The sequence below is a fragment of the Nonomuraea sp. NPDC003709 genome, from assembly GCF_040610775.1.
Lineage (GTDB): Bacteria > Actinomycetota > Actinomycetes > Streptosporangiales > Streptosporangiaceae > Nonomuraea > Nonomuraea angiospora_A.
Genome location: NZ_JBEXMW010000002.1, coordinates 356900 through 376858, shown reverse-complemented (window position 1 = coordinate 376858; position 19959 = coordinate 356900). Strand labels below are relative to the sequence as shown.

The 19959-nt window shown below is 71.6% G+C and carries 17 protein-coding genes; 7 read left to right on the top strand and 10 right to left on the bottom strand.

The window, feature by feature from the left end; all coding sequences use genetic code 11:
• Positions 1 to 13: 13 nt before the first annotated feature.
• The 6 genes from scpB to ABZX61_RS06165 form a co-directional block, all read right to left on the bottom strand.
• The gene (scpB, locus tag ABZX61_RS06190; RefSeq protein ID WP_355192705.1) at positions 14 to 547 is read right to left on the bottom strand and encodes an SMC-Scp complex subunit ScpB; all 534 of its coding nucleotides are present in this window, start codon (positions 545 to 547) and stop codon (positions 14 to 16) included.
• 661 nt (positions 548 to 1208) lie between these two features.
• Complete coding sequence (locus tag ABZX61_RS06185; protein WP_355191939.1) at positions 1209 to 2024, bottom strand: segregation/condensation protein A; 816 nt, start codon at positions 2022 to 2024, stop codon at positions 1209 to 1211.
• A complete protein-coding gene (locus ABZX61_RS06180) occupies positions 2021 to 2962 on the bottom strand; it encodes a ParA family protein (RefSeq protein WP_350726412.1) in 942 nt (313 codons plus the stop codon). Before ABZX61_RS06180 ends, ABZX61_RS06185 begins: the two co-directional genes overlap by 4 nt.
• A gap of 118 nt (positions 2963 to 3080) precedes the next feature.
• A complete protein-coding gene (locus ABZX61_RS06175; RefSeq protein ID WP_355191936.1) occupies positions 3081 to 3986 on the bottom strand; it encodes a site-specific tyrosine recombinase XerD in 906 nt (301 codons plus the stop codon).
• 15 nt (positions 3987 to 4001) lie between these two features.
• Entirely contained in the window at positions 4002 to 4601 is a 600-nt protein-coding gene (locus ABZX61_RS06170) for an NUDIX hydrolase (protein ID WP_355191934.1), read from the bottom strand.
• Between the two features lie 79 nt (positions 4602 to 4680).
• Positions 4681 to 6345, bottom strand: a complete 1665-nt coding sequence (locus ABZX61_RS06165) for a CTP synthase (protein ID WP_350726406.1) — start codon at positions 6343 to 6345, stop codon at positions 4681 to 4683.
• 110 nt (positions 6346 to 6455) lie between these two features.
• Between ABZX61_RS06165 and ABZX61_RS06160 the strand changes: the two genes are divergently transcribed.
• Positions 6456 to 7139 (top strand): acyltransferase, encoded by a 684-nt coding sequence (locus ABZX61_RS06160; RefSeq protein ID WP_355191932.1) that lies wholly within the window; start codon positions 6456 to 6458, stop codon positions 7137 to 7139.
• 9 nt (positions 7140 to 7148) lie between these two features.
• Entirely contained in the window at positions 7149 to 8279 is a 1131-nt protein-coding gene (locus ABZX61_RS06155; RefSeq protein ID WP_350726402.1) for a nitronate monooxygenase family protein, read from the top strand.
• Here ABZX61_RS06155 and ABZX61_RS06150 read toward each other — a convergent pair.
• Genes ABZX61_RS06150 through ABZX61_RS06140 form a run of 3 tightly spaced genes read right to left on the bottom strand, consistent with a single transcriptional unit; the run spans position 8224 to position 12262 of the window.
• On the bottom strand, positions 8224 to 9216 hold the full coding sequence (locus ABZX61_RS06150; protein WP_355191929.1) for a BadF/BadG/BcrA/BcrD ATPase family protein: 993 nt from the start codon (positions 9214 to 9216) through the stop codon (positions 8224 to 8226). The two genes, ABZX61_RS06155 and ABZX61_RS06150, sit on opposite strands and share 56 nt — an antisense overlap.
• Positions 9213 to 10115 (bottom strand): N-acetylmuramic acid 6-phosphate etherase, encoded by a 903-nt coding sequence (locus ABZX61_RS06145; RefSeq protein WP_355191927.1) that lies wholly within the window; start codon positions 10113 to 10115, stop codon positions 9213 to 9215. The genes ABZX61_RS06150 and ABZX61_RS06145 overlap by 4 nt, the downstream gene beginning before the upstream one ends.
• Before the next feature lie 8 nt (positions 10116 to 10123).
• Positions 10124 to 12262 carry an alpha-N-acetylglucosaminidase TIM-barrel domain-containing protein gene (locus tag ABZX61_RS06140; RefSeq protein WP_355191925.1) on the bottom strand — a complete coding sequence of 713 codons (2139 nt, stop codon included), beginning with the start codon at positions 12260 to 12262 and terminating at the stop codon, positions 10124 to 10126.
• A gap of 91 nt (positions 12263 to 12353) precedes the next feature.
• On the opposite strand from ABZX61_RS06140, the gene ABZX61_RS06135 reads away from it, so the two are divergent.
• The 5 genes from ABZX61_RS06135 (at position 12354) to ABZX61_RS06115 (ending at position 17600) form a co-directional block, all read left to right on the top strand.
• Complete coding sequence (locus tag ABZX61_RS06135) at positions 12354 to 13607, top strand: ROK family transcriptional regulator (protein ID WP_355191922.1); 1254 nt, start codon at positions 12354 to 12356, stop codon at positions 13605 to 13607.
• Positions 13608 to 13676: 69 nt separating this feature from the next.
• A complete protein-coding gene (locus ABZX61_RS06130; protein ID WP_355191920.1) occupies positions 13677 to 14987 on the top strand; it encodes an extracellular solute-binding protein in 1311 nt (436 codons plus the stop codon).
• The gene (locus tag ABZX61_RS06125; protein WP_355191918.1) at positions 14977 to 15939 is read left to right on the top strand and encodes a sugar ABC transporter permease; all 963 of its coding nucleotides are present in this window, start codon (positions 14977 to 14979) and stop codon (positions 15937 to 15939) included. The genes ABZX61_RS06130 and ABZX61_RS06125 overlap by 11 nt, the downstream gene beginning before the upstream one ends.
• A gap of 53 nt (positions 15940 to 15992) precedes the next feature.
• On the top strand, positions 15993 to 16757 hold the full coding sequence (locus ABZX61_RS06120) for a carbohydrate ABC transporter permease (protein ID WP_350726905.1): 765 nt from the start codon (positions 15993 to 15995) through the stop codon (positions 16755 to 16757).
• 84 nt (positions 16758 to 16841) lie between these two features.
• Entirely contained in the window at positions 16842 to 17600 is a 759-nt protein-coding gene (locus ABZX61_RS06115) for a GntR family transcriptional regulator (protein ID WP_355191916.1), read from the top strand.
• Here ABZX61_RS06115 and ABZX61_RS06110 read toward each other — a convergent pair.
• On the bottom strand, positions 17578 to 19935 hold the full coding sequence (locus tag ABZX61_RS06110; protein ID WP_355191914.1) for an FAD-dependent oxidoreductase: 2358 nt from the start codon (positions 19933 to 19935) through the stop codon (positions 17578 to 17580). The two genes, ABZX61_RS06115 and ABZX61_RS06110, sit on opposite strands and share 23 nt — an antisense overlap.
• Positions 19936 to 19959 lie beyond the last annotated feature (24 nt).

Sequence of the window (19959 nt, the reverse complement as noted above, 5' to 3'; positions counted from 1 at the left end):
CTACGCCTGTTGATCACTTTGTTGTCTCCTCGAGGTTTTCCACGTCGTCGGGGAGGAGGGGTGCGAGCTCGGGGAGCTCGCTGAGGTCCCGCATTCCCAGACGTTCAAGGAAGTATGAGCTTGTCCGGTAGAGCACTGCCTGGCTCTCCGGGTCGGTGCCGGCCTCTTCGACCAGCCCTCTCGCGACGAGCGTCCGCATGACGCCGTCACTGTTCACGCCGCGTACCGCGGCGACGCGGGCCCGGCTCACCGGTTGCCGGTAAGCCACGACCGCAAGTGTTTCCAGCGCGGCCTGGGTGAGCCGCGTCTGCTGGCCGTCGCGTACGAACCGCTCGACCAGGGGCGCGCAGTCGGCACGCGTGTAAAAACGCCAGCCGCCCGCGACATCTCTCAAGTCAAAACCTCGGCCGGCGGCGGTATATTCCGCCGCCAGGCCCCGCAATGCGGCGGCGACCTCGTGGGTGGGCCGTTCCAGCACCTGGGCCAGGGTGATCTCGGCCACGGGCTCATCGACGACGAGCAGGATGGCCTCCAACGCCGCCGCCAACGTCGGCCCTTCCCCCGCGCGCTCCTGCCCCTCCTCCGCGTCCCCGGGCTCCTCCTCGAGGCCTTCCGCACCCCGCCCTGGACCCGCGCCCGAGAGAACCGCGGCCGGGGCGGTGGCCGTGCCGCTCGCCTCGCGACCGTCAATCGCCAGCGCCTCACCGGCCTCCGCAGCGCCCGACTTCTCGGCCGCACGCGTTGCGCCGAACTCCACCGCACCGCTACCCGCCGACCCGGCGCCCGGAGGAGCCGCGGCCGGGGCGGCGGAGGGAGCGTCCGGCGCCGGTGCGCTGTCCGATGGCGCCTCCCGCGACGGCGGTCCGTCAGCCGAAAGCGCCTCATCCGCGAGCGCCGCCCCGTCCGTCGATCCCGCCACATCCGTCAGCAGCGTCCCGTCGGTCGATCCCGCCTCATCCGCAGATCCCACCTCGTCCATCGGCGGCGTCCCGTCAGCCGGTCGGGCGTCCTCCGTTGGCGGGGCGTCGTCCGTAAACGCGGCGTCGTCCGGTTGCGCGGCATCGGCCGGGGGCGGTGGTGGGGATGGGGGTTCGGCTGTGTCCTCAGCCTCAGGGGGTGAGGGTTGGGCGAGGGAGCCGGGGAGGCTCATCCAGGCGGGGAGCGGGGGCTCGGAGTCCGGGGATCGGCGAGGGGTGGGCAGTGGGTTGTCAGTCATTGCGTGGTTTCTCCGCGGATTCCTCGTAATCGTCCCCCACCGCGACGTCCCCGTCGTCAGCGCCCGTCCAGGTTACGTGCAAGTCCCCCAGCGCTTCGACCTGTTCGAAGGTAACCGCCGACTCCCGGAAGAGCTCCAGCACCGCCAGGAACCGGGCGATGACCTCGAAAGTGCCCGAGCAGTCGGCCACCAGCGTGCGGAAGGTGGCGCGCCGGAGGCGGCGCAGGTGCATGACGAGGATGGCCGCCTGCTCCTTGACGCTCGCCAGGGGCTGGTAGATGTGCCCGACGCTGACGGTGGGGGGCAGCTTGGGGGTGAAGGCCTTGGCGGCGATCCTGGCGAGCTGCTCGGGCCCGATGCCCAGGATGAGCTCGGGCAGGAGGTCGGCGAACTGCGGCTCCAGCGACACCGTACGGGGGAAGCGCAGCGCCTCCTCCGCCATCCGCCCCGCGAAGAGCTTCGCCACCTCCTTGTACGCCTTGTACTGCAGCAACCGCGCGAACAGCAGGTCCCTGGCCTCCAGCAGCGCCAGGTCCTCCTCGTCCTCGACCTCGCCCGAGGGCAGCAGCCGGGCCGCCTTCAGGTCGAGCAGGGTCGCCGCGACCAGCAGGAAGTGGCTGGTCTGGTCGAGGTCCCACTCGGGCCCCCGGGAGCGGATGTACGCGATGAACTCGTCGGTGACCTTGGAGAGCGAGACCTCGGTGATGTCCAGCTTGTGCTTGGCGATGAGGCCGAGGAGCAAGTCGAAGGGTCCCTCGAAGACGTCCAGATGGACCTGGAACCCTTGGGGCTGCTCGGCGTCGGTCACCTGGCCATTGTGGCAGGCGCCGACCAGCGCGAGAGCACCTCGCGGGCCAGCTCACGGTAAGCGTTCGCACCGAGCGAGGACGGGTCGAAGGTGGTGATGGGCTCACCGGCGACCGTCGCGTCGGGGAAGCGGACCGTACGGTTGATCACCGTGTGGAACACCTTGTCGCCGAACGCCTCCACCGTCCGCGCCAGCACCTCGCGGCCGTGCAGCGTACGGGCGTCGTACATGGTGGCCAGCAGGCCCTCGATCTCGAGGTCCTCGTTGAGCCGCTCCTGGACCTTGGAGATCGTGTCCATCAGCAGTGCCACGCCGCGCAGCGCGAAGAACTCGCACTCCAGCGGCACCATGACGCCGTGGGCGCAGGTGAGTGCGTTGATCGTGAGCAGGCCCAGGGACGGCTGGCAGTCGATGAGGCAGACGTCGTAGTGCGGCAGCAGCGGCTTGATCACCCGGCCGAGCACCTGCTCGCGGGCGACCTCGGTGACGAGCTGCACTTCGGCGGCCGACAGGTCGATGTTGCTGGGCAGCAGGTCGAGGCCCTCGACGCCGGTCTCCAGGAGGACGTCCTCGGCGGTGACGCCCCGCTCCATGAGCAGGTTGTAGACCGTCAGGTCGAGCTGGAGCGGGTTGATGCCCAGGCCGACGGAGAGCGCGCCCTGCGGGTCGAAGTCGACCAGCAGCACCTTGAGCCCGTATTCGACGAGCGCGGCGCCCAGGTTGATGGTGGTCGTCGTCTTGCCGACGCCACCCTTCTGGTTGACCATCGCGACCACGCGCGCCGGGCCGTGCACCGCGGGGGGCACCGGTTCGGGGAACACGGGCCTGGGCCGCTGCGTGGGCCCGAGATTGACGCCGTTGGAAGGCGTGTTGGTCTTCGTGTCGCCCCAGGGGTTGTCGGGGGTCCCCGGGGTCGAACCCTTGGTCGTCACAGTCACCAGCTCGAACCTCCCTGACGATCCCGAACCGGACCGTCCGGACGGACACTATGGGCTCGCCACTTTAGGCGGCAAGGCGGCACGCCGAAGGCTGCCGCACGTCGCAAAAGACTATAGATCACTGCCGGGCACGTGGATGCGCGGCGGCGTAGACCTCGCGAAGTTTGTCGACCGTCACCAGTGTGTAGACCTGCGTGGTCGTCACGGAGGCGTGACCGAGCAACTCCTGGACCACCCTAACGTCAGCGCCGCCGTCTATCAGATGGGTTGCGAAGGAATGGCGAAGAACGTGGGGACTTATCCCGTCGAGCTCAGCGCGTTCGGCGGCGGCCTGGAGCACTTCCCACGCTCCCTGCCTGGTCAGCCGGCCTCCCCGGGCGTTCAGGAAGACGGCCGGGGTGCCGCGCCCGTGGGCGAGCAGGCCGGGGCGGGCCCGTACGAGGTAGGCGTCGAGCGCGGAGCGGGCGTAGCGGCCCAGGGGCACGACGCGCATGCGCTCGCCCTTGCCGCGCAGGCGCACCTGGTCGTCCTCGAGGTCGTCCACGGCCAGCCCGACGGCCTCGGAGATGCGGGCGCCGGTGCCGTACAGGACCTCGAGCAGGGCCCTGTTGCGCAGGGTCAGGGGCGCGCCGTCGGGGCCGGAGGCGGCGATGAGCCGCTCGACCTCGTCCACGCTGATGGCCTTGGGGAGCCTGCGCGGCTGGCGCGGCGGGCGTACCTCGTGGGCGGGGTCGTGGGCCGTGACGCCTTCGCGCAGGGCGAAACGGTGCAGCCCGCGCACGGCGGAGACGGCGCGGGCGGCCGAGCTGGCGACGAGCGCGGGGTGCTCGCCGTCGCCCTCGCGCAACGCGGCGAGGAAGGCCAGCACGTCGGCCTCCCCCACCTCGTCGAGCTCCGCCCGGCCGCGCGCGTGCAGGTGTTCGACGTATCGCCGCAGGTCACGACGGTAGGACGCGAGCGTGTTGGCAGCCAGGCTCCGCTCCACCGCCAGATGGGCGAGGTAGCTGGAGAGCACCGCCTCCACGAAAGGTCCTTCCGGTCACGCCTCTGGGGCGTCGGCGGGGCGCAACAGGGCGAATCCCTCAACCGAAGCCGCGTACGCGGCGAGGATACCGGCCACGGCCGGGGAATTGTGGATCATTCCCATGAGCGCCTTCTCGACCGCGTCGGGCAGCGGCACCCACTCGACCGGCATGTCGATCTCCTCGTGCCGGTGGACGAAGTCGGTCTCGATCTTGGTCAGGTCGCGGGCGAGGAAGACCCGGATCCGCTCGTCGGTCATGCCCGGGGAGGAGCGCAGGTCGACGAGGGTGTGCCAGGTGTCGGCCCGGTAGCCGGCCTCCTCGGCGAGCTCGCGGGCCGCGCCTTCGACGAGCGATTCGCCTTCGACGTCGCGGATCCCGGCGGGCAGCTCCCACATCAGCATGCGCGTGGGGTGGCGGTACTGCCTGATCATCAGGACCCGCTCCCGGTCGTCGAGCGCGAGCACGGCGACCGAGCCCGGATGCACCACGACGTCGCGCTCGGCGACCTCGTCGCGGGGCATCTTCACCGAGTCCGTGACCACCGTGATGACGTGGCCGCGGAAGCGTTCCTTGGAATCGACGACGTCCCACGCCTCGGGCGTGTCTGTGATCATGGTCGCACTCGCTTCCGGCCCTCGTTGGTTACGCAAGCTGCCGCCCTCGGTCCGAGGCTCGCCGCTCCAGGGACTCTCATCACTGGGTCACCTTCGTGCTGACTCGCGCGTCGGCGTACGTCAGGGCCGCGGAGATGAGGCCCTTGAACATGGGGTTGGCCCGCGTGGGGCGCGAGCGGAACTCGGGGTGGGCCTGGGTGCCGACGAAGAACGGGTGGACGTCGGTGGGCAGCTCGGTGTACTCGACCAGGCGGCCGTCGGGGGACAGGCCGGAGAAGACCAGGCCGACCTTCTCGAGCTGCTCGCGGTAGGCGTTGTTGACCTCGTAGCGGTGGCGGTGGCGCTCGTCGGCCTTGGCCTTGCCGCTGTAGAGCTGCCTGGCCAGGGTGCCCTCGCCGAGCTTGGCGGTGTAGCTGCCGAGCCGCATGGTGCCGCCCATGTCACGCTCGCCGGCGACGACGTCCTCCTGGTCAGCCATGGTGGAGATGACCGGGTGCTTGGTGTCGGGGTCGAACTCGGCGGAGTTGGCGTCCTCGATGCCGGCCATGTTGCGGGCGGCCTCGATGACCATGCCCTGCATGCCGAGGCAGATGCCGAGCAGCGGGATCTTGCCCTCGCGGGCGTGGCGGATCGCGCCGATCTTGCCCTCGATGCCGCGCACGCCGAACCCGCCGGGGATCAGCACGCCGTCGACGCCGTCGAGCTCGCGCTCGGCGCCCTCGGGGGTCTCGCAGTCGTCGCTCTTGACCCACCGGATGTTGACGCGGGCGTCGTTGGCGAACCCGCCGGCCCGCAGCGCCTCGGTGACCGACAGGTACGCGTCCGGCAGGTCGATGTACTTGCCGACCAGGGCGATCGTGACCTCCTTGGCCGGCCGGTGCACCCGACGCAGGAGCTCCTCCCACTCCTTCCAGTCGACGTCGCGGAACGGCAGGCCGAGCCGGCGCACCACGTACGCGTCGAGCCCTTCGGAGTGGAGCACCTTGGGGATGTCGTAGATCGAGGCCGCGTCCACGGCGGAGACGACGGCGTCCTCGTCCACGTCGCACATCAGGCTGATCTTGCGCTTGATCGCCGTCTGCACGGGCCGGTCGGAGCGCAGCACGATCGCGTCCGGCTGGATGCCGATGCTGCGCAGCGCCGCCACGCTGTGCTGGGTCGGCTTGGTCTTGAGCTCGCCGGAGGGGCCGATGTACGGCAGCAGCGACACGTGCAGGAAGAACACGTTGTCGCGGCCGACCTCGTGCCTGATCTGGCGGACGGCCTCCAGGAACGGCAGCGACTCGATGTCGCCGACCGTGCCCCCCACCTCGGTGATGACCACGTCCACCTCAGGAGCGGCCATGCCCCTGATCCGGTCCTTGATCTCGTTGGTGATGTGCGGGATCACCTGGACGGTGTCGCCCAGGTATTCGCCCCGCCGCTCCTTGGCGATGACGTTGGAGTAGACCTGGCCGGTCGTCACGTTGGCCGAGCCGTGCAGGTCGGTGTCGAGGAAACGCTCGTAGTGGCCGACGTCGAGGTCGGTCTCGGCGCCGTCGTCGGTGACGAACACCTCGCCGTGCTGGAACGGGTTCATGGTCCCGGGGTCGACATTCAGGTACGGGTCGAGCTTCTGCATGGTGACCCGGAGACCGCGCGCCTTGAGCAGGCGACCGAGGCTGGATGCCGTGAGCCCCTTGCCGAGACTGGAGGCGACACCGCCGGTGACGAACAGATGCTTGGTTTGCGATGCGCTGCGCAAAGGGGCTCCCGTGGCTCGAGGTGTGGTCGAAGTGTCCACGGGCTCTCAGGATATCAAACAACGCCCCCGACATGCCCGAACGGCTTGACCTAGCGGTAACTTTGGTCCCTATGTCATTGGTACGGCGGGCAGTCGGCGCGCTGATTCACCGAGCCTACGGGGCGATCCGGCGCGCGGGCGCGATCACTCCTGCCGCTCAGGCCGGCTACCGATTCGGCCGGATCGGCGACGGGGTCAGCATCGCCTTCCCCCCGGGCGCGATCTTCGGCGAGCGGTGGATCGAGATCGGCGACCACACGCTGGTCGGCGAGCGCGTGTCCCTGTCCTGCGGCATGGGCCCCGGGCTGGACCTGGGGCCGGAGTCCATCCTGCGCATCGGCGGCGGCTGCTCGATCGGCCGCGGCTCGCACATCGTGGCCCACCAGTCGATCGACATCGGCGACGACGTCTTCACCGGCCCGTACGTGTACATCACCGACCAGAACCACGTCTACGACGACCCCGACGTGCCGATCGGCCGGCAGTGGCCGCGTAACAGCCCGGTATCGATCGGCTCCGGCTCGTGGATCGGGGCGGGCGCGATCATCCTCCCGGGCACGAGGCTGGGCCGCCAGTGCGTGGTGGCGGGCGGGGCGGTGGTCCGCGGCGAGTTCCCTGACCACAGCGTGGTCGCCGGCGTACCGGCCAAGGTGGTCCGCGGCTACACCTCGGAGCTCGGCTGGCACGCTCCCGGCGGCCTCCTGAAGCACCCGGCCCGGCCCGGGGGATGGACCGAACAAGCTTCTGCCGGTTAGCGTCGAATCATGCGGACCCCCATCTGTGAGCGCCTGGGCATCGAGTTCCCGTTGTTCGCCTTCAGCCACTGCCGCGACGTCGTGGCCGCCGTCACGAACGCGGGCGGTTTCGGGGTCCTGGGTGCGATCGCGTATTCGCCGGAGCAGCTCGACACCGAGCTGACCTGGATCGACGGGCAGGTGGGCGGCCGGCCGTACGGCGTGGACGTGCTCGTGCCCGGCAAGGTCGACGCCTCCGCGCTCGACCGGCAGGCGCACCTCATGGACTTCGTCCCCGACCGGCACCGCGACTTCGTCACCCACCTGCTGTCCAAGTACGGCGTGAGCGCCCCCATGCAGCCGCTGACGGCGGCGGCGGACGAGTTCGGCAGGCGGGTCACGGCGGCCGGGGCGACGGGGCTGATCGACGTGGCGCTCAAGCACCCGATCGGGCTCATCGCCAGCGCCCTGGGGCCGCCTCCGCCCGAGATGGTCGCCAGGGCCAGGGAGGCGGGGGTGCCGGTGGCCGCGCTGGTCGGCACGGTCGAGCACGCCCGCAGGCAGGTGGCGGCGGGGGCGGACCTCATCGTGGCGCAGGGCACCGAGGCGGGCGGGCACACCGGCGACATCTCCACGATGGTGCTGGTCCCGCAGGTCGTGGACGCGGTCGCCCCGGTCCCCGTGCTGGCGGCGGGCGGGATCGCGTCCGGACGGCAGATGGCGGCGGCCATGGCGCTCGGGGCCGAGGGGGTCTGGTGCGGCTCGGTCTGGCTGACCACGGAGGAGGCGGAGACGTCGCCCGCGGTCAAGCGCAAGTTCCTGGCCGCCTCGTCGCTGGACACGGTCAGGTCCAGGTCCCGTACGGGCAAGCCGGCCCGCCAGCTCAAGTCCGCCTGGACGGAGGAGTGGGACTCCGGCCAGGAGAGCCCCGGGCCGCTCGGCATGCCGCTGCAGCTGCTGGTGGCCGAGGGCGCGATGGCCCGCATCGGGGCGGCGGCGGAGAAGGGCGAGCCGGGGGCGGTGGAGCTGGTCAACTACTTCGTCGGCCAGGTCGTGGGCCAGCTCGACCAGGTGAGACCGGCCCGCGAGGTGGTCTACGACATGATCAGCGAGTTCGGGGAGGCGGTGGAGCGGCTGCGGCTCCTGACCGGCTCCGACTAGCCGCGTAGACGTACAGGTACGGGTGCCGCGGCCGGACCTCGCCGCCCGCCGCGGCCCTGGCCAGCGCGAGCGCGCCGTCGGCGGAGGTGCCGACGGGCGGCGTGAACCGGGCTTGCGGCAGCAGGTCGCGCACGGTGGCCTGGAACGGCTCCATCAGCAGGTCCGCGGCGTCGAAGATCCGGCCGCCCCAGGAGAAGACCGGGTCGAGCCCCGACGCGGCGGCGACGGCGGTCTGGCCGAGCTGCCGCCCCGCCTCGGTCCAGATCCCGCGCGCCACCGGGTCTCCCGCGCGGGCCGCGTCGGCCACGGACGGCGCGAACGACGCCAGGTGGTGCGCCGGCGAGCCCGACTCGTAGACGAGCGCCACCAGGTCCAGGGGGTGGCCGAAGCGGGCCGTCAGGTGTTCGAGCAGGGCGGGCGAGCCGCCGGCCCGGCCGTCGTGGGCGCGCAGGGCGGCCTGGAGGCCCTGCGCGCCGATCCAGGCGCCCCCGCCGTGGTCGCCGAGCAGGTGGCCCCATCCGTCGGACTGGTTCCAGACGCGGTCGAGGTCGGTGCCGAGCGTGATGACGCCGGTCCCGGCGGCGACCACCACTCCGGGCCGGAACCCGAGCGCGCCGACGTGCGTGGTCACCATGTCCCCCGCGACCACGAGCGTGCCGAGCCCGAACCGCTCCCCCAGCGCCCGCCACAACGCCTCCGGCTCCCTGACCAGCCCCGGCAGCCCGGTCACGCCGACGGCCATCCCGTCCAGCCGCCCGGGGACGCGCGCCGCGTCCCCGATGACCGACGCGATCCGGAGGGCGAGCCGGTCGAGGTCCACCCGCCCCTCGGTACGGGGCACGGGCGCCGAGTCCTCGCCGTACGCGATCTCCCCGCCGCTCTCGATCCGTGTCCTGATGCCTCCGCCGCCGACGTCCACGCCCGCGAAGCCGCTCATCCGGCGTGCCCGCCCAGCGCGGCCACGGCCGCGCGGACGCCCGGCTGGGCGGCGAGCGCTTCCCGCGCCTGGCCGGGTGTGCAGCCCGTGAGCAGCCGTACGAGCGCCTCCGGGATCCGCCCGTCCGCCTCCGCCAGCGCGGCGGCGCAGGCCGCGGCGTCCTCCCCGGTCGCCTCCACGAGCAGGTTCACCGCCCGCTGCTCCAGCTTGGCGTTGGTGGCGACCAGCCCGACCATGAGGTTCGAGTACGTACGCCCCGACTTGATCATGAGTGCCGTCGAGAACGCGTTGAGCAGCACCTTGGTCGCCGTGCCCGCCTTGAGCCGGGTGGACCCGGTGAGCGCCTCGGGCCCGGTGTCCGCGACGACGAGGATCTCGGCCAGGTCGCGCAGCGGTGCGGCCGGATTGCAGGTGATCAGCACGGTGCGCGCGCCCGCCGCCCGGGCCGCGCGCAGCGCCCCGGCCACGTACGGGGTGGCCCCGGACGCCGTGATCCCGATCGCCAGGTCGTTCTCGGCGAGCGCCCCGGCGTCGGCGGCTCCGAGCTCCTCGGCGTCCTCCCGGTCCACGGACGAGTCGGTGAGCGCGCCAGGACCGCCGGCGAAGTGCGCCGTGAACAGGCCCCGCGCCACCCCGAACGTCGGCGTGATCTCGGTGGCGTCCAGCACCGCCAGCCGCCCCGACGCGCCGGCGCCGAAGTAGTGCACGCGTCCACCCCGGCCCAGCCGGAGATACGCCTCGTCCACCGCCCGGGAGAGCGCCGTGGCGGCGGCGCGGGCGGCCGCGACCGCCGTGGCGTCCTCGTCCAGCAGCAACCGCAGGACGTCTGCTGACTCCAGCGTGTCGATGTCGGCGGTGCGCGGGTTGCGGCTTTCGGTCGGTGGTGCCACCGGGGGCATCGTGCTCCTCATCGATCGTGTTCGAACGGGCCGCTCTGGCCCGTGTAGGCGGTGAACAGCCGGCGTGACTCCGTGGCGAGGTCGCCCTGGTCCGGCGACACCGGCCCCGGGCCTTCCCGCAGGAAGAGCTCGGCGCGTTCGCGGAGCCGTTCCCGCAGCTCCGTCTCGGCGCCGGGCTCGCCGGCGAGCGCGCGTCCGAGACTCCGCGCCCACAGCTCCCAGCGGTCGCGGTAGTAGCCGCCGACCAGTCCCGCCCAGTGCCGGGCCGCGTAGTCGTCCAGCAGCGGGCTGTCCGAGGTGCCCCACACCGTGAGGATGCGGCGGGCGTTGTCCCGCAGGACCGCGCGGTCGTCCGGGTCGCCGGCCCACGACACGGCCTTGGCCTCCCAGTGCCGGAAGGTGTATTCGGGGCGGCAGGCCAGCATCCGGTCGAGGTCCCCGAAGACCCGGAGGAACCGGTCGACCTGCGCCGGGCCGCCCGCCGAGTCCAGGACGTCGAGGCAGAGGCGGTCGGCGACCCTGGCCATGTACGCGATGCCGGTCTCCACGAGGTCGTGCCCGAGCGGTCCCGCGGCCAGGCCGGGATCGCGCTCGGCCACCTCGATCATCCGCTCCCAGGCCGCGGCGAGGACCTCCGGCCGGTACCACAGGAAAGCGTCGACGTCGGCGCGGAGCTCGGCCGGGTCGCGCTCGTACGAGGGCGCCGCGGTGATGACGCCTTCGAACGCCTGGGGGAGGATCGGCAGGCCCCGGGTGTCGTAGACGGTCTCCAGGAGCCCGTGCCAGGCCGCCCGCAGCTCTGCCGTCCACCGGGTTCCGTAGCGCCCGGTCACGAAGGCGTCGAGCCAGGCGTCGAGGTCGGGGACCTCGTTCCAGATCTGGTCGGCGACGAGCTCGAAGAAGACCGGGTTGTTGCGGGTGGCCTCCATGGACAGGCCGAGGCCGGCGGGCGGGCTCGGCGCCGCCAGTGCCGCGTCGATCCCGGCGGGCACGCCGCGCAGGCCGGCGCCCGGGTCGGTGCGGCCGCCGAAGTTCAGCAGCGCGCACCAGAGCCAGGGCTTCCCGGAGAACCCCTGGAAGCGGCCCCACAGCGGGTCGTGCTCCGCCCAGAGGTCCGCGACGAGCATCCGGCCGTCCGGGATCGCGTCGAGGAAGGCGTTGACGCGGTCCTCGGTCCAGAACTCCCGCTGGTAGGAGAACGGCCAGGCCTGCATGAGCCAGACCGCGTCCGGGTCGGCGGCCTGGAGGCCGGCCAGCGTGGCCGCCGCCACGGCCCCGGGAAAGGCCGGGTCGGCGTCGATGGGGATCATCTCGATGAACGGGTCGGCGGCGTACAGGTGATCGGTGCCGAAGAGCTTGATCTGCGCGCGGGTGATCTCGGCGCCGATCCGCTCGTACAGCGGGTCGGCCGGGTCGAGGACCCAGGTCTCGAACCCCTGCCAGAGGCGGCGACCGGCCCGCGCCGTCGACGCGAGCTCGGGCGGGACGTGTCCCGTGAAGGCCGGCAGCACGGGGGTCATGCCGAAGGCGCGCTCGCGGTCGAGGATGCGCGCGCCGAGCTCGCGATGGCTCTCGATCCAGGACGACGAGAGCGGGCCGGCGAAGGTGTCCAGGCAGCCCATGAACTGGAACGGCAGGTAGCCCGGCCCGCCCAGGAAGCCGCGGATCCGCCGGTCGTCGAGACCGAGCGCGGAGTAGGCGGCGTGCAGCGCGGCCTCGTGACCGGTGACGGCCAGCGGCATGGTGATGCCGTGCAGGGCCATCCAGTCGATCTCGCGTTCCCAGTCGGCCCAGTCCCAGTAGGGCATCGTGTAGCTGAAGGTGCAGAAGTTGAAGTAGTAGCCCTCCCGCACCCGCGCCGCGCCCTGGCGCGGCGGGGCGTCGGGCAGGAACGTCAGCCCCAGGGGCAGCACCGTGTCCCAGCCCACGGACGTGCCGCAGCGTTCCCGGAGATAGTGGTGGAGCGCGACCGAGGCGCTCACCCCGTCCGTCGCGGCGATGGCGAGCACGCCGCCCGCCGCCTCGTAGGCGTATTCGCGCCCGCCGCCGTCGCGGGCGGCGAACCGTACCGACTCGGCCACGGGCCCCAGCACGCGGCGGGCCAGACCGCGGACGGTTTCCGCCCAGGGCGGGCCCTCACCGGACAACACTGCAGGTCACACCCCTCGACGAATTAGTTCCGTACGGTCCATAATTAATATGCTAGCGTACCGGCAACCGATCGCAGGGAGAGAGAGCATGGAGCAGGTCGTCGCCGCCGGCACGCAGTTCATGCGCGAGGTCAACGCCGCCGCCGTCCTGCGCAAGCTGCGGGCCGAGACCAGCATGAGCGTGTCCGCGCTGGCAAAGGCCGTGGGGCTCTCCCGCCAGGCGGTCACCCGCTCGCTCAACGCGCTGGTCGCCGAAGGGCTCGTCGAGTTCGGTCCCCTTGACCGCGACTCCACCCGGGCGGGGCGGCCGGCGCAGCTCGTACGGTTCCGCGCGGAGGCCGGCCACGTGCTGGGCCTGTCGATCAGCCCGCAGGACGTGCGCGTGGCGCTGGCGGACCTGGCCGGCACGGTCGTGGCCTCCGACGCGCAGCAGCTCGGCACCGGACCCGGCGGTGCGCAGGTGGTGGAGACGCTCCTGGCCACGGTGGAGCGGACGCTGCGCGCGACGGGCATCACGACCGGCGACCTCTGGTTCGCCTCGGTGGGCACCCCCGGCATCGTCGACCCGGCGGCCGGGGTCATCAAGCTCATCCCGAGCATGCCCGGCCTGGCCGGCGACCTCCTCGTACGCCGGCTGACGGAGGCGCTCGGCTGCCCCGTCTACCTGGACAACGACGTCAAGCTGGCCACGCAGGGCGAGCGGTGGCGGGACGCGGAGCGGCGCGAGGACTCGCTGGTGATGATCCACTGGGGCGAGCGGGTCGGCGCCGGTATCGTGCTGAACGGCGAGCTCTACCGCGGCGCCTCCAATGACGCCGGCGACGTGGGCTTCCTCGACCTGTTCACCGAGGGTTCCTCGACGCCCCGCCATCCGCAGGGCCATCCGCGGGGGCTGGGCCCGTTCGAGGACCGGGTGGGCGGCGCGGAGATCGTGCGCCAGGCCACGGCAGCGGCCGGACGCGCCGCCGACGGCGCGCTCCTGGCCCGGATCGAGGCCGCGGGAGAGCACGCGCTCGAGGCCGTGCTGGACGCCGTCGCCGGCGGCGAGCCGGCGGCGCTGGAGGCGATCGACGTGGTGGCCCGCCGCTTCGCCAAGGGGATCACCGTGATCCGGGCGATCCTCAACCCGCGGCTCGTCGTCATCGGCGGGCCGCTGGCCAGATGCGGCGAGCCGCTGCTCGCGGCGCTCCGGCGGCACCTTTCCGGCGAGCCGCTGGACCAGCCGGCGCTGGAGGTCTCGGCGCTCCAGGAGGACGCCGTCGTCCACGGGGCGCTGCTGCACTCGCTGGACGAGATCGAACGGACCAGATTCGGCCTGGTGAGACCGGGCTCCGCCGGATGAGAACCGGCCGCCACGAGGGCCGTTGCAGACACGACGCCACCCACCCGATTGAGGAGAGAGGTCACACGCATGACGAGACCAGCCCGGCGCGCGGCGGTCGCGGCGCTCAGCGTCACGACGGCGTTCGCGCTGACGGCCTGTGCGGGCACCAGCAGTTCGGGGGGTAATACGGCGACGAAGGTCAACGTATCGACCACCGTTCCGAACGACCCGGTGACCCTGACCCTGGCCTACACCAACGACCCGCCCACCAAGGCGCTCATCGACGGCTTCACCAAGAAGCACCCCAACGTCACCGTCAAGCCCCAGATGACGCCGTTCAACGACTACATCAAGTCCATCAAACTGGCGATGTCGTCCGACTCCGCGCCGGACATCGCCCAGTACAACCCGGGCGCGATGAACTCCCTGGTCCCGGCCGGTCTCATCCTCGACCTGAGCCCGTGGTCCAAGGCCTACGGCTGGACCACCAAGTTCCCGCCGGCCAGCCTCGAGGTCCTCAGCTCCGACAAGTCAGCCAAGCAGTTCGGGACGGGCAACCTGTACGCCGTGCCCGGCGGGCTGTCGGTGCTCGGCGTCTTCTGCAACAAGAAGATCGTGAAGGAGGCGCCGAAGACGCTGGCCGACTTCGAGGCCGCGATGCAGAAGGCCAAGGACGCCGGCCAGACCCCGCTGAGCAACGGCGCGCTCCAGGTCGGCGGGTTCCACCTGTGGAACGCGCTGCTCAACGTGACCGGCGACGTCAACGACTACCGGTCGTGGGTGTACGGCAAGCCGGGCGCGACGATCGAGAACCCGGCCGCGACGAAGGCCACCCAGACGCTGACCGACTGGGCGAAGAAGGGATACATCTCCGCCGGGGCCAGCGCCACGGGCGACGCCGACGCGCTGGCGAGCTTCGCCAAGGGCGGCAGCGCGTTCCTGATCACCGGCAACTGGGCGGCCTCCACCCTGGAGACCGAGATGAAGGACGACGTGGGCTTCTTCCTCATGCCCACGGCCTCGGGCGAGCCCGCGAAGGTCGCCTCGGGCGCCAGCGTCGCGTACGCCATCTCGTCGAAGTCGAAGAACCCGAACGTCGCCGCGGCGTTCCTCGACTACCTCAGCTCGCCGGAGGCGGCGAAGATCGAGTTCGACGGCGGGTTCATGCCGGTCGACACCAAGGCCGAGCTGGGCGCGACGGGGCTGCGCGGCGACATCGCGGGCGTCTTCGCGCCGGTCGCGCAGGGCAACGGGATCGTCCCGTTCCCGGACTTCGCCTCCCCCGGCATGATCGACAAGCTGACTCCCGGCATCCAGGGCCTGATCAGCGACAAGATGGCTCCCGACGCCTTCCTGAAGTCGCTGCAGGAGTCGTGGGACGCCCATCATGGCTCGTGAGCTGAGCCCGGCCGTCTCCCCGCCGCGGGCCGCTCCGGCCCGCGGCGGGGGACGGGCGGCCGCCGGGGACACCCGGCCCCCGCGACGGCTGGGGCGACGGGCGCGCGGCTGGCTCTACGTGCTGCCCGCGCTCGCGGTGTACCTGGGCTTCGCCATCTGGCCCGCGCTGAACACGCTCCGCCTGTCGTTCCTGACCTGGGACGGCATCCTGCCGCCGGTCTGGGCGGGCTTCTCCAACTACGTCAAGATTTTTCGTGATTCAGCGCTGTACGAGGCCATCCTGCACAGCCTCGCGCTGATCGTCTTCTTCTCGGTCATCCCCATCGGCGTCGGGCTGCTCATGACGGCGCTCCTGATGGGCAAGGTGCGCCGGGGCATGACGTTCTTCCGGATCGTCTTCTTCCTCCCCCAGGTGCTGCCGCTCGTCGCCGTCGGCATCACCTGGCGCTGGCTCTACGGCGAGTCCGGCGTGGTCAACCAGTTCCTCGACCTGGTGGGGCTGGGGTCGATCACCCGCGCCTGGCTGGGCGACTACGGCCTGGCGCTGATCGCGCTCGGCCTCATCGGCACGTGGGTGATGAGCGGGTTGTGCATGATGCTCTTCCTGGCCGGCGCGCAGAAGATCGACCCGTCCCTGTACGAGGCGGCCAAGCTCGACGGCGCTGGGGCGCTCCGGCAGTTCCGGCACGTCACCGTGCCCGGGGTGCGCAGGGAGATCACGGTCGCCGGCGTCATCACCACGATCGCCGCGCTGGCCAGCTTCGACCTCGTCTTCGTCACCACGAACGGCGGCCCGGCGGGGCAGACCAACGTGCCCGGCCTGCTCGTCTACCGGCTGGCCTTCAACGAGGGCGACATCGGCGGCGCCAGCGCGCTCGCGGTCGTGCTGACCGTGATCGTGGTCGCCGTCGTCAGCGCCGTCCGATACTTCACCAGGGATGATCAGAGTTGAGAACGCTCGGCGGAGTCAGTGTCCGGTACGGAGTGCTCGTCCTGCTGGCGGTGATGGTGCTGGTGCCCTTCGCCGGCATCGTCCTGGCCGCCCTGCACCCCTCGGGCGCGCAGCTCGACGGGCTGAGCATCCCGGACAGGTGGTCGTGGGAGACCTTCGCGCTCGCCTGGGAGCGGGGCAACTTCACCAACCTCATGCGTTCGAGCGTGCTGATCGCGGTCGTCGTGGTGCCGCTCGCGGTGGCGATGGCCACGCTCGCCGGGTACGGGCTGGCGATCCTCAAGGTGTGGGGGCACCGGACGTTGTCGTTCGGGTTCGTGATGGGGCTCACGCTGCCGATCGAGGTCATCGTGGTGGCGCTCTACTTCAACCTGCGCGAGGTCGGCCTCACCAACTCCTACGTCGGCGTCATCCTGGCCGAGGCGGCGCTGTTCATGCCGTTCGGGGTGTACTGGATGCAGACGCACTTCTCGAACGTGCCCGAGGAGCTCGTCGAGGCGGCGCGCATCGACGGCGCCCGGGACCTCGTGGTGCTGGCACGGGTGCTGCTGCCCATCTCGTGGCCCGCGGTCACCACGCTGTCGGTTCTCTACTTCATGTGGTCGTGGAACCAGTTCATGCTGGTGCTGGTCATGATGCAGGACCCGGACCGGCGCACCGCGCCGAGCGGGCTGGGGCTCTTCGTCGGCCAGTACACGACGGACATCCCGTTGCTGGCGGCGGCCTGCCTGATCGTCATCGCGCCGATCGTCGTGGTGTACCTCGTCTTCCAGCGCAGCTTCGTCAACGGCATCACCCAGGGCGCCATCAAGGGCTGACCCCCTTAAGGGACCCCGGCCCCGGATGGTGGGCAAGTGGCCCACATTTGGCATTCACGCCGAAACCCATGTCAAGATGCGCGTGTGGTCGGGACACCGCCGGAGCTGGAGCGTGGCACGGGAGTCCCCGCGCACGTGCAGATCGAGCGGTGGCTGCTCGAGTCGATCTCCAGCGGCGAGATGGAGCCGGGCGACCGGCTGCCCGGCGAGCGGGAGCTGGCCGGGCGGCTGGGCGTGAGCAGGATGACGCTCAGGCAGGCGCTGGCCACCCTGGAGCGCGACGGCGTGCTGATCAGGGTGCCCGGCAGGTCGGGCGGCGCGTTCGTGGCCGAGCCGCGCATCGAGTGCGACCTGACCGGGCTGGCCGGGTTCACCGAGCAGATGCGGCGGGCCCACCTGCGGGCCGAGGCGCGGGTCCTGGCGGCGGTGACCGTGCCCGCCCCGCGGTCGGTGGCCGCGGCGCTGGAGGTGGAGGAGGGCTCGCCGGTGCACGAGGTGGCCAGGGTGCGCTCGGCCGGGCTGTCGCCGGTGGCGCTGGAGCGCTCCTGGTTCCCGCCCCTGCCCGGCTTCCTCGACCAGGACCTCACCGGCTCCCTCTACGCCCTGCTGGCCGCCCGCTACGACCTGGAGCCACGTACGGCGGTCGAGCACCTGGCCCCGGTGATCGCCCGCCCTGCCGAGGCCGCCGAGCTGGGCATCGCCCCCGGCGCGCCGCTCATGCTCATCGAGCGCACCGCCTACGCGGGCGACGGCACGCCGGTGGAGTTCGCCCGGGACCTGTTCCGCCCCGACCGGGTCCGGATCTCGGTACGCAGCGGCGTCACGGAACCAGGGGGGTCCTGACCACGACGCCCGGCACCCAGGCGCCCTCGACCTCGATCTCGACCTGGGCCTCTGGGCCGACCGGCAGGTAGGCGTAGGCGATCGACTCCTTCGCGGTGTAGCCGTACCCGCCCGAGGTGACCCGGGCCACGACCTGCCCGTCCAGCCGTACGGGCTCGTTGCCGAGCGCGACGGCTCTCGGGTCGCGCAGCGTCACGCACCGCAGCCGCCGCTCGGGCGCCGGGTCCAGGACGTCCTTGCCGAGGAAGTCCTTGTCCGTCTTGACGCAGAACCCCAGCCCCGCCTCGTACGGCGTCGTCTCGGGCCCGATGTCCGCGCCCCACACCCGGTAGCCCTTCTCCAGTCGCAGGCTGTCGATGGCCCGGTAGCCGCCGGCCACCAGCCCGTACGGCTCCCCCGCCCGCCACAGCTCCTGCCACAGCCCCAGCCCGTACTCGGTGGAGCAGTACAGCTCCCAGCCCATCTCCCCCACGAACGTGACCCGCAGCGCCAGCACCGGCACGTCCCCCACGGTGATCTCCCGCGACGACATGAACGGGAAGTCCATCGGGTCCGGCGTGAGCCCCGAGATGATCTCGGGAGCGCGCGGGCCCCACAGGGCGAAGCACGCGTACTGGCCGGTGACGTCGGCGATCCTGGCCGTCGCGCCGGTGCGCGCGGCCTGCTTGCGCAGCCAGCCCAGGTCGTGCGAGCCGAACGCGGTGCCGGTGACGATCAGGAACTCCTGCTCGCCCCGCCTGGTCACGGTGAAGTCGCACTCGATGCCGCCGCGCCTGTTGAGCGCCTGGGTATAGGTGACGGCGCCGACCTCGCGGGCGACCCGGTTGTCGCACACCCATTCCAGCAGGTCCGCCGCGTCCGGGCCGGAGACCTCGATCTTCGCGAACGAGCTCTCGTCGAACAGGCCCGCCGTGGTGCGCGTGGCCCGGTGCTCGACGCCGATCGCGGGCGACCAGAGCCGCCCGGCCCACCCGCCGGGCCGCTCCCCCTCGTCCGTCGCGTTCGCGTCGTAGTAGTTGACCCGTTCCCAGCCGGACTTCTCGCCGAAGGCGGCGCCGTGGGCGGCGTGCCAGCCGTACGCGGGCGAGAGCCGCAGGGGCCGCCCCGCCGAGCGCTCGTGGCCCGGGTAGCGGATGTCGTAGTACGTCTCGTAGTTCTCGACGGCCCGCTTGATCGTGTACGACGGCGAGCGGTACTGGCGGCCGAAGCGGCGGATGTCCATGTGCGAGAGGTCCATGCTGGGCTCGCCCTCGACGATCCACTCGGCCATCACCTTGCCGATGCCGCCCGCGCCCGCGATGCCGTGCGCGCAGAACCCGGCCGCCACGAAGAACCCGCCGACCTCCGTCTCCCCCAGGCAGAACTCGTTGTCGGGGGTGAACGCCTCGGGGCCGTTGATCAGCTTGCGGATGCCGACGTCGGCCATCGCAGGCACCCGAATCCGGGAATTATCCGAAATTTCCTCAAATCTCGGCCAATCTTCGGACAGGAGGCGGCCGTTGAAGTCCGCGGGGACGGCGTCGAAGGAGTTCGGGCCGGCCGTCCAGGGCGCGCAGGTGCGCTCGTACCCGCCCATGACCAGCCCCTGCACCTCCTGCCGGTAGTAGACGAGCAGGTCGGGGTCGCGCAGCGTGGGCAGCCCCGTGTGGTCGTGGCAGGCGTCGGTCACCACGTACTGGTGCGACATCGGCACGATCGGGATCCGCGCCCCGGCCATGCGGCCGATCTCGGCCGCGAACATGCCGCCGCAGTTGACCACTATCTCGCAGTCGATGTCCCCCTGGTCGGTGCGCACGCCGGTGACGCGGCCGTTCGCCGTCGTGATGCCGAGCACCCTGGTGTGGGTACGGATGACCGCCCCGCCCTCGCGGGCCCGCTGGGCCAGGGCGTAACAGAGCTGCGAGGGGTCGATCTGCCCGTCCGTGGGCAGGTACGCGGCGCCCACGACGCCCTCGGGGTCCATGAGAGGGAACAGCTCGACGGCCTCGGCCACCGAGATCTCCTCCAGCGGCAGCCCGAACGTCCGTGCCCAGCCGATCTGCCGGCGGATCTCCGCCATCCGCTCGGGCGTGGAGGCCAGCTTGATGCCGCCGCACTCCGTCCATCCGGCGTCGAGGGTGCGGTAGAGCTCGACGGAGTACTGGTTCATGCGGGTCAGGGTGGGATCGGCGCGCAGCTGGCCGACCAGGCCCGCCGAGTGGAAGGTGGAGCCGCTGGTGAGCTCGTCCCGCTCCAGCAGGACGACGTCGCGTTCGCCGAGTTGGGTGAGGTGGTAGGCGACGGACGCGCCGCCCACCCCGCCACCGATGATCACGATGCGGGCCGAGTCGCTCATGCTGGCGAGGCTAACCTTCGGACC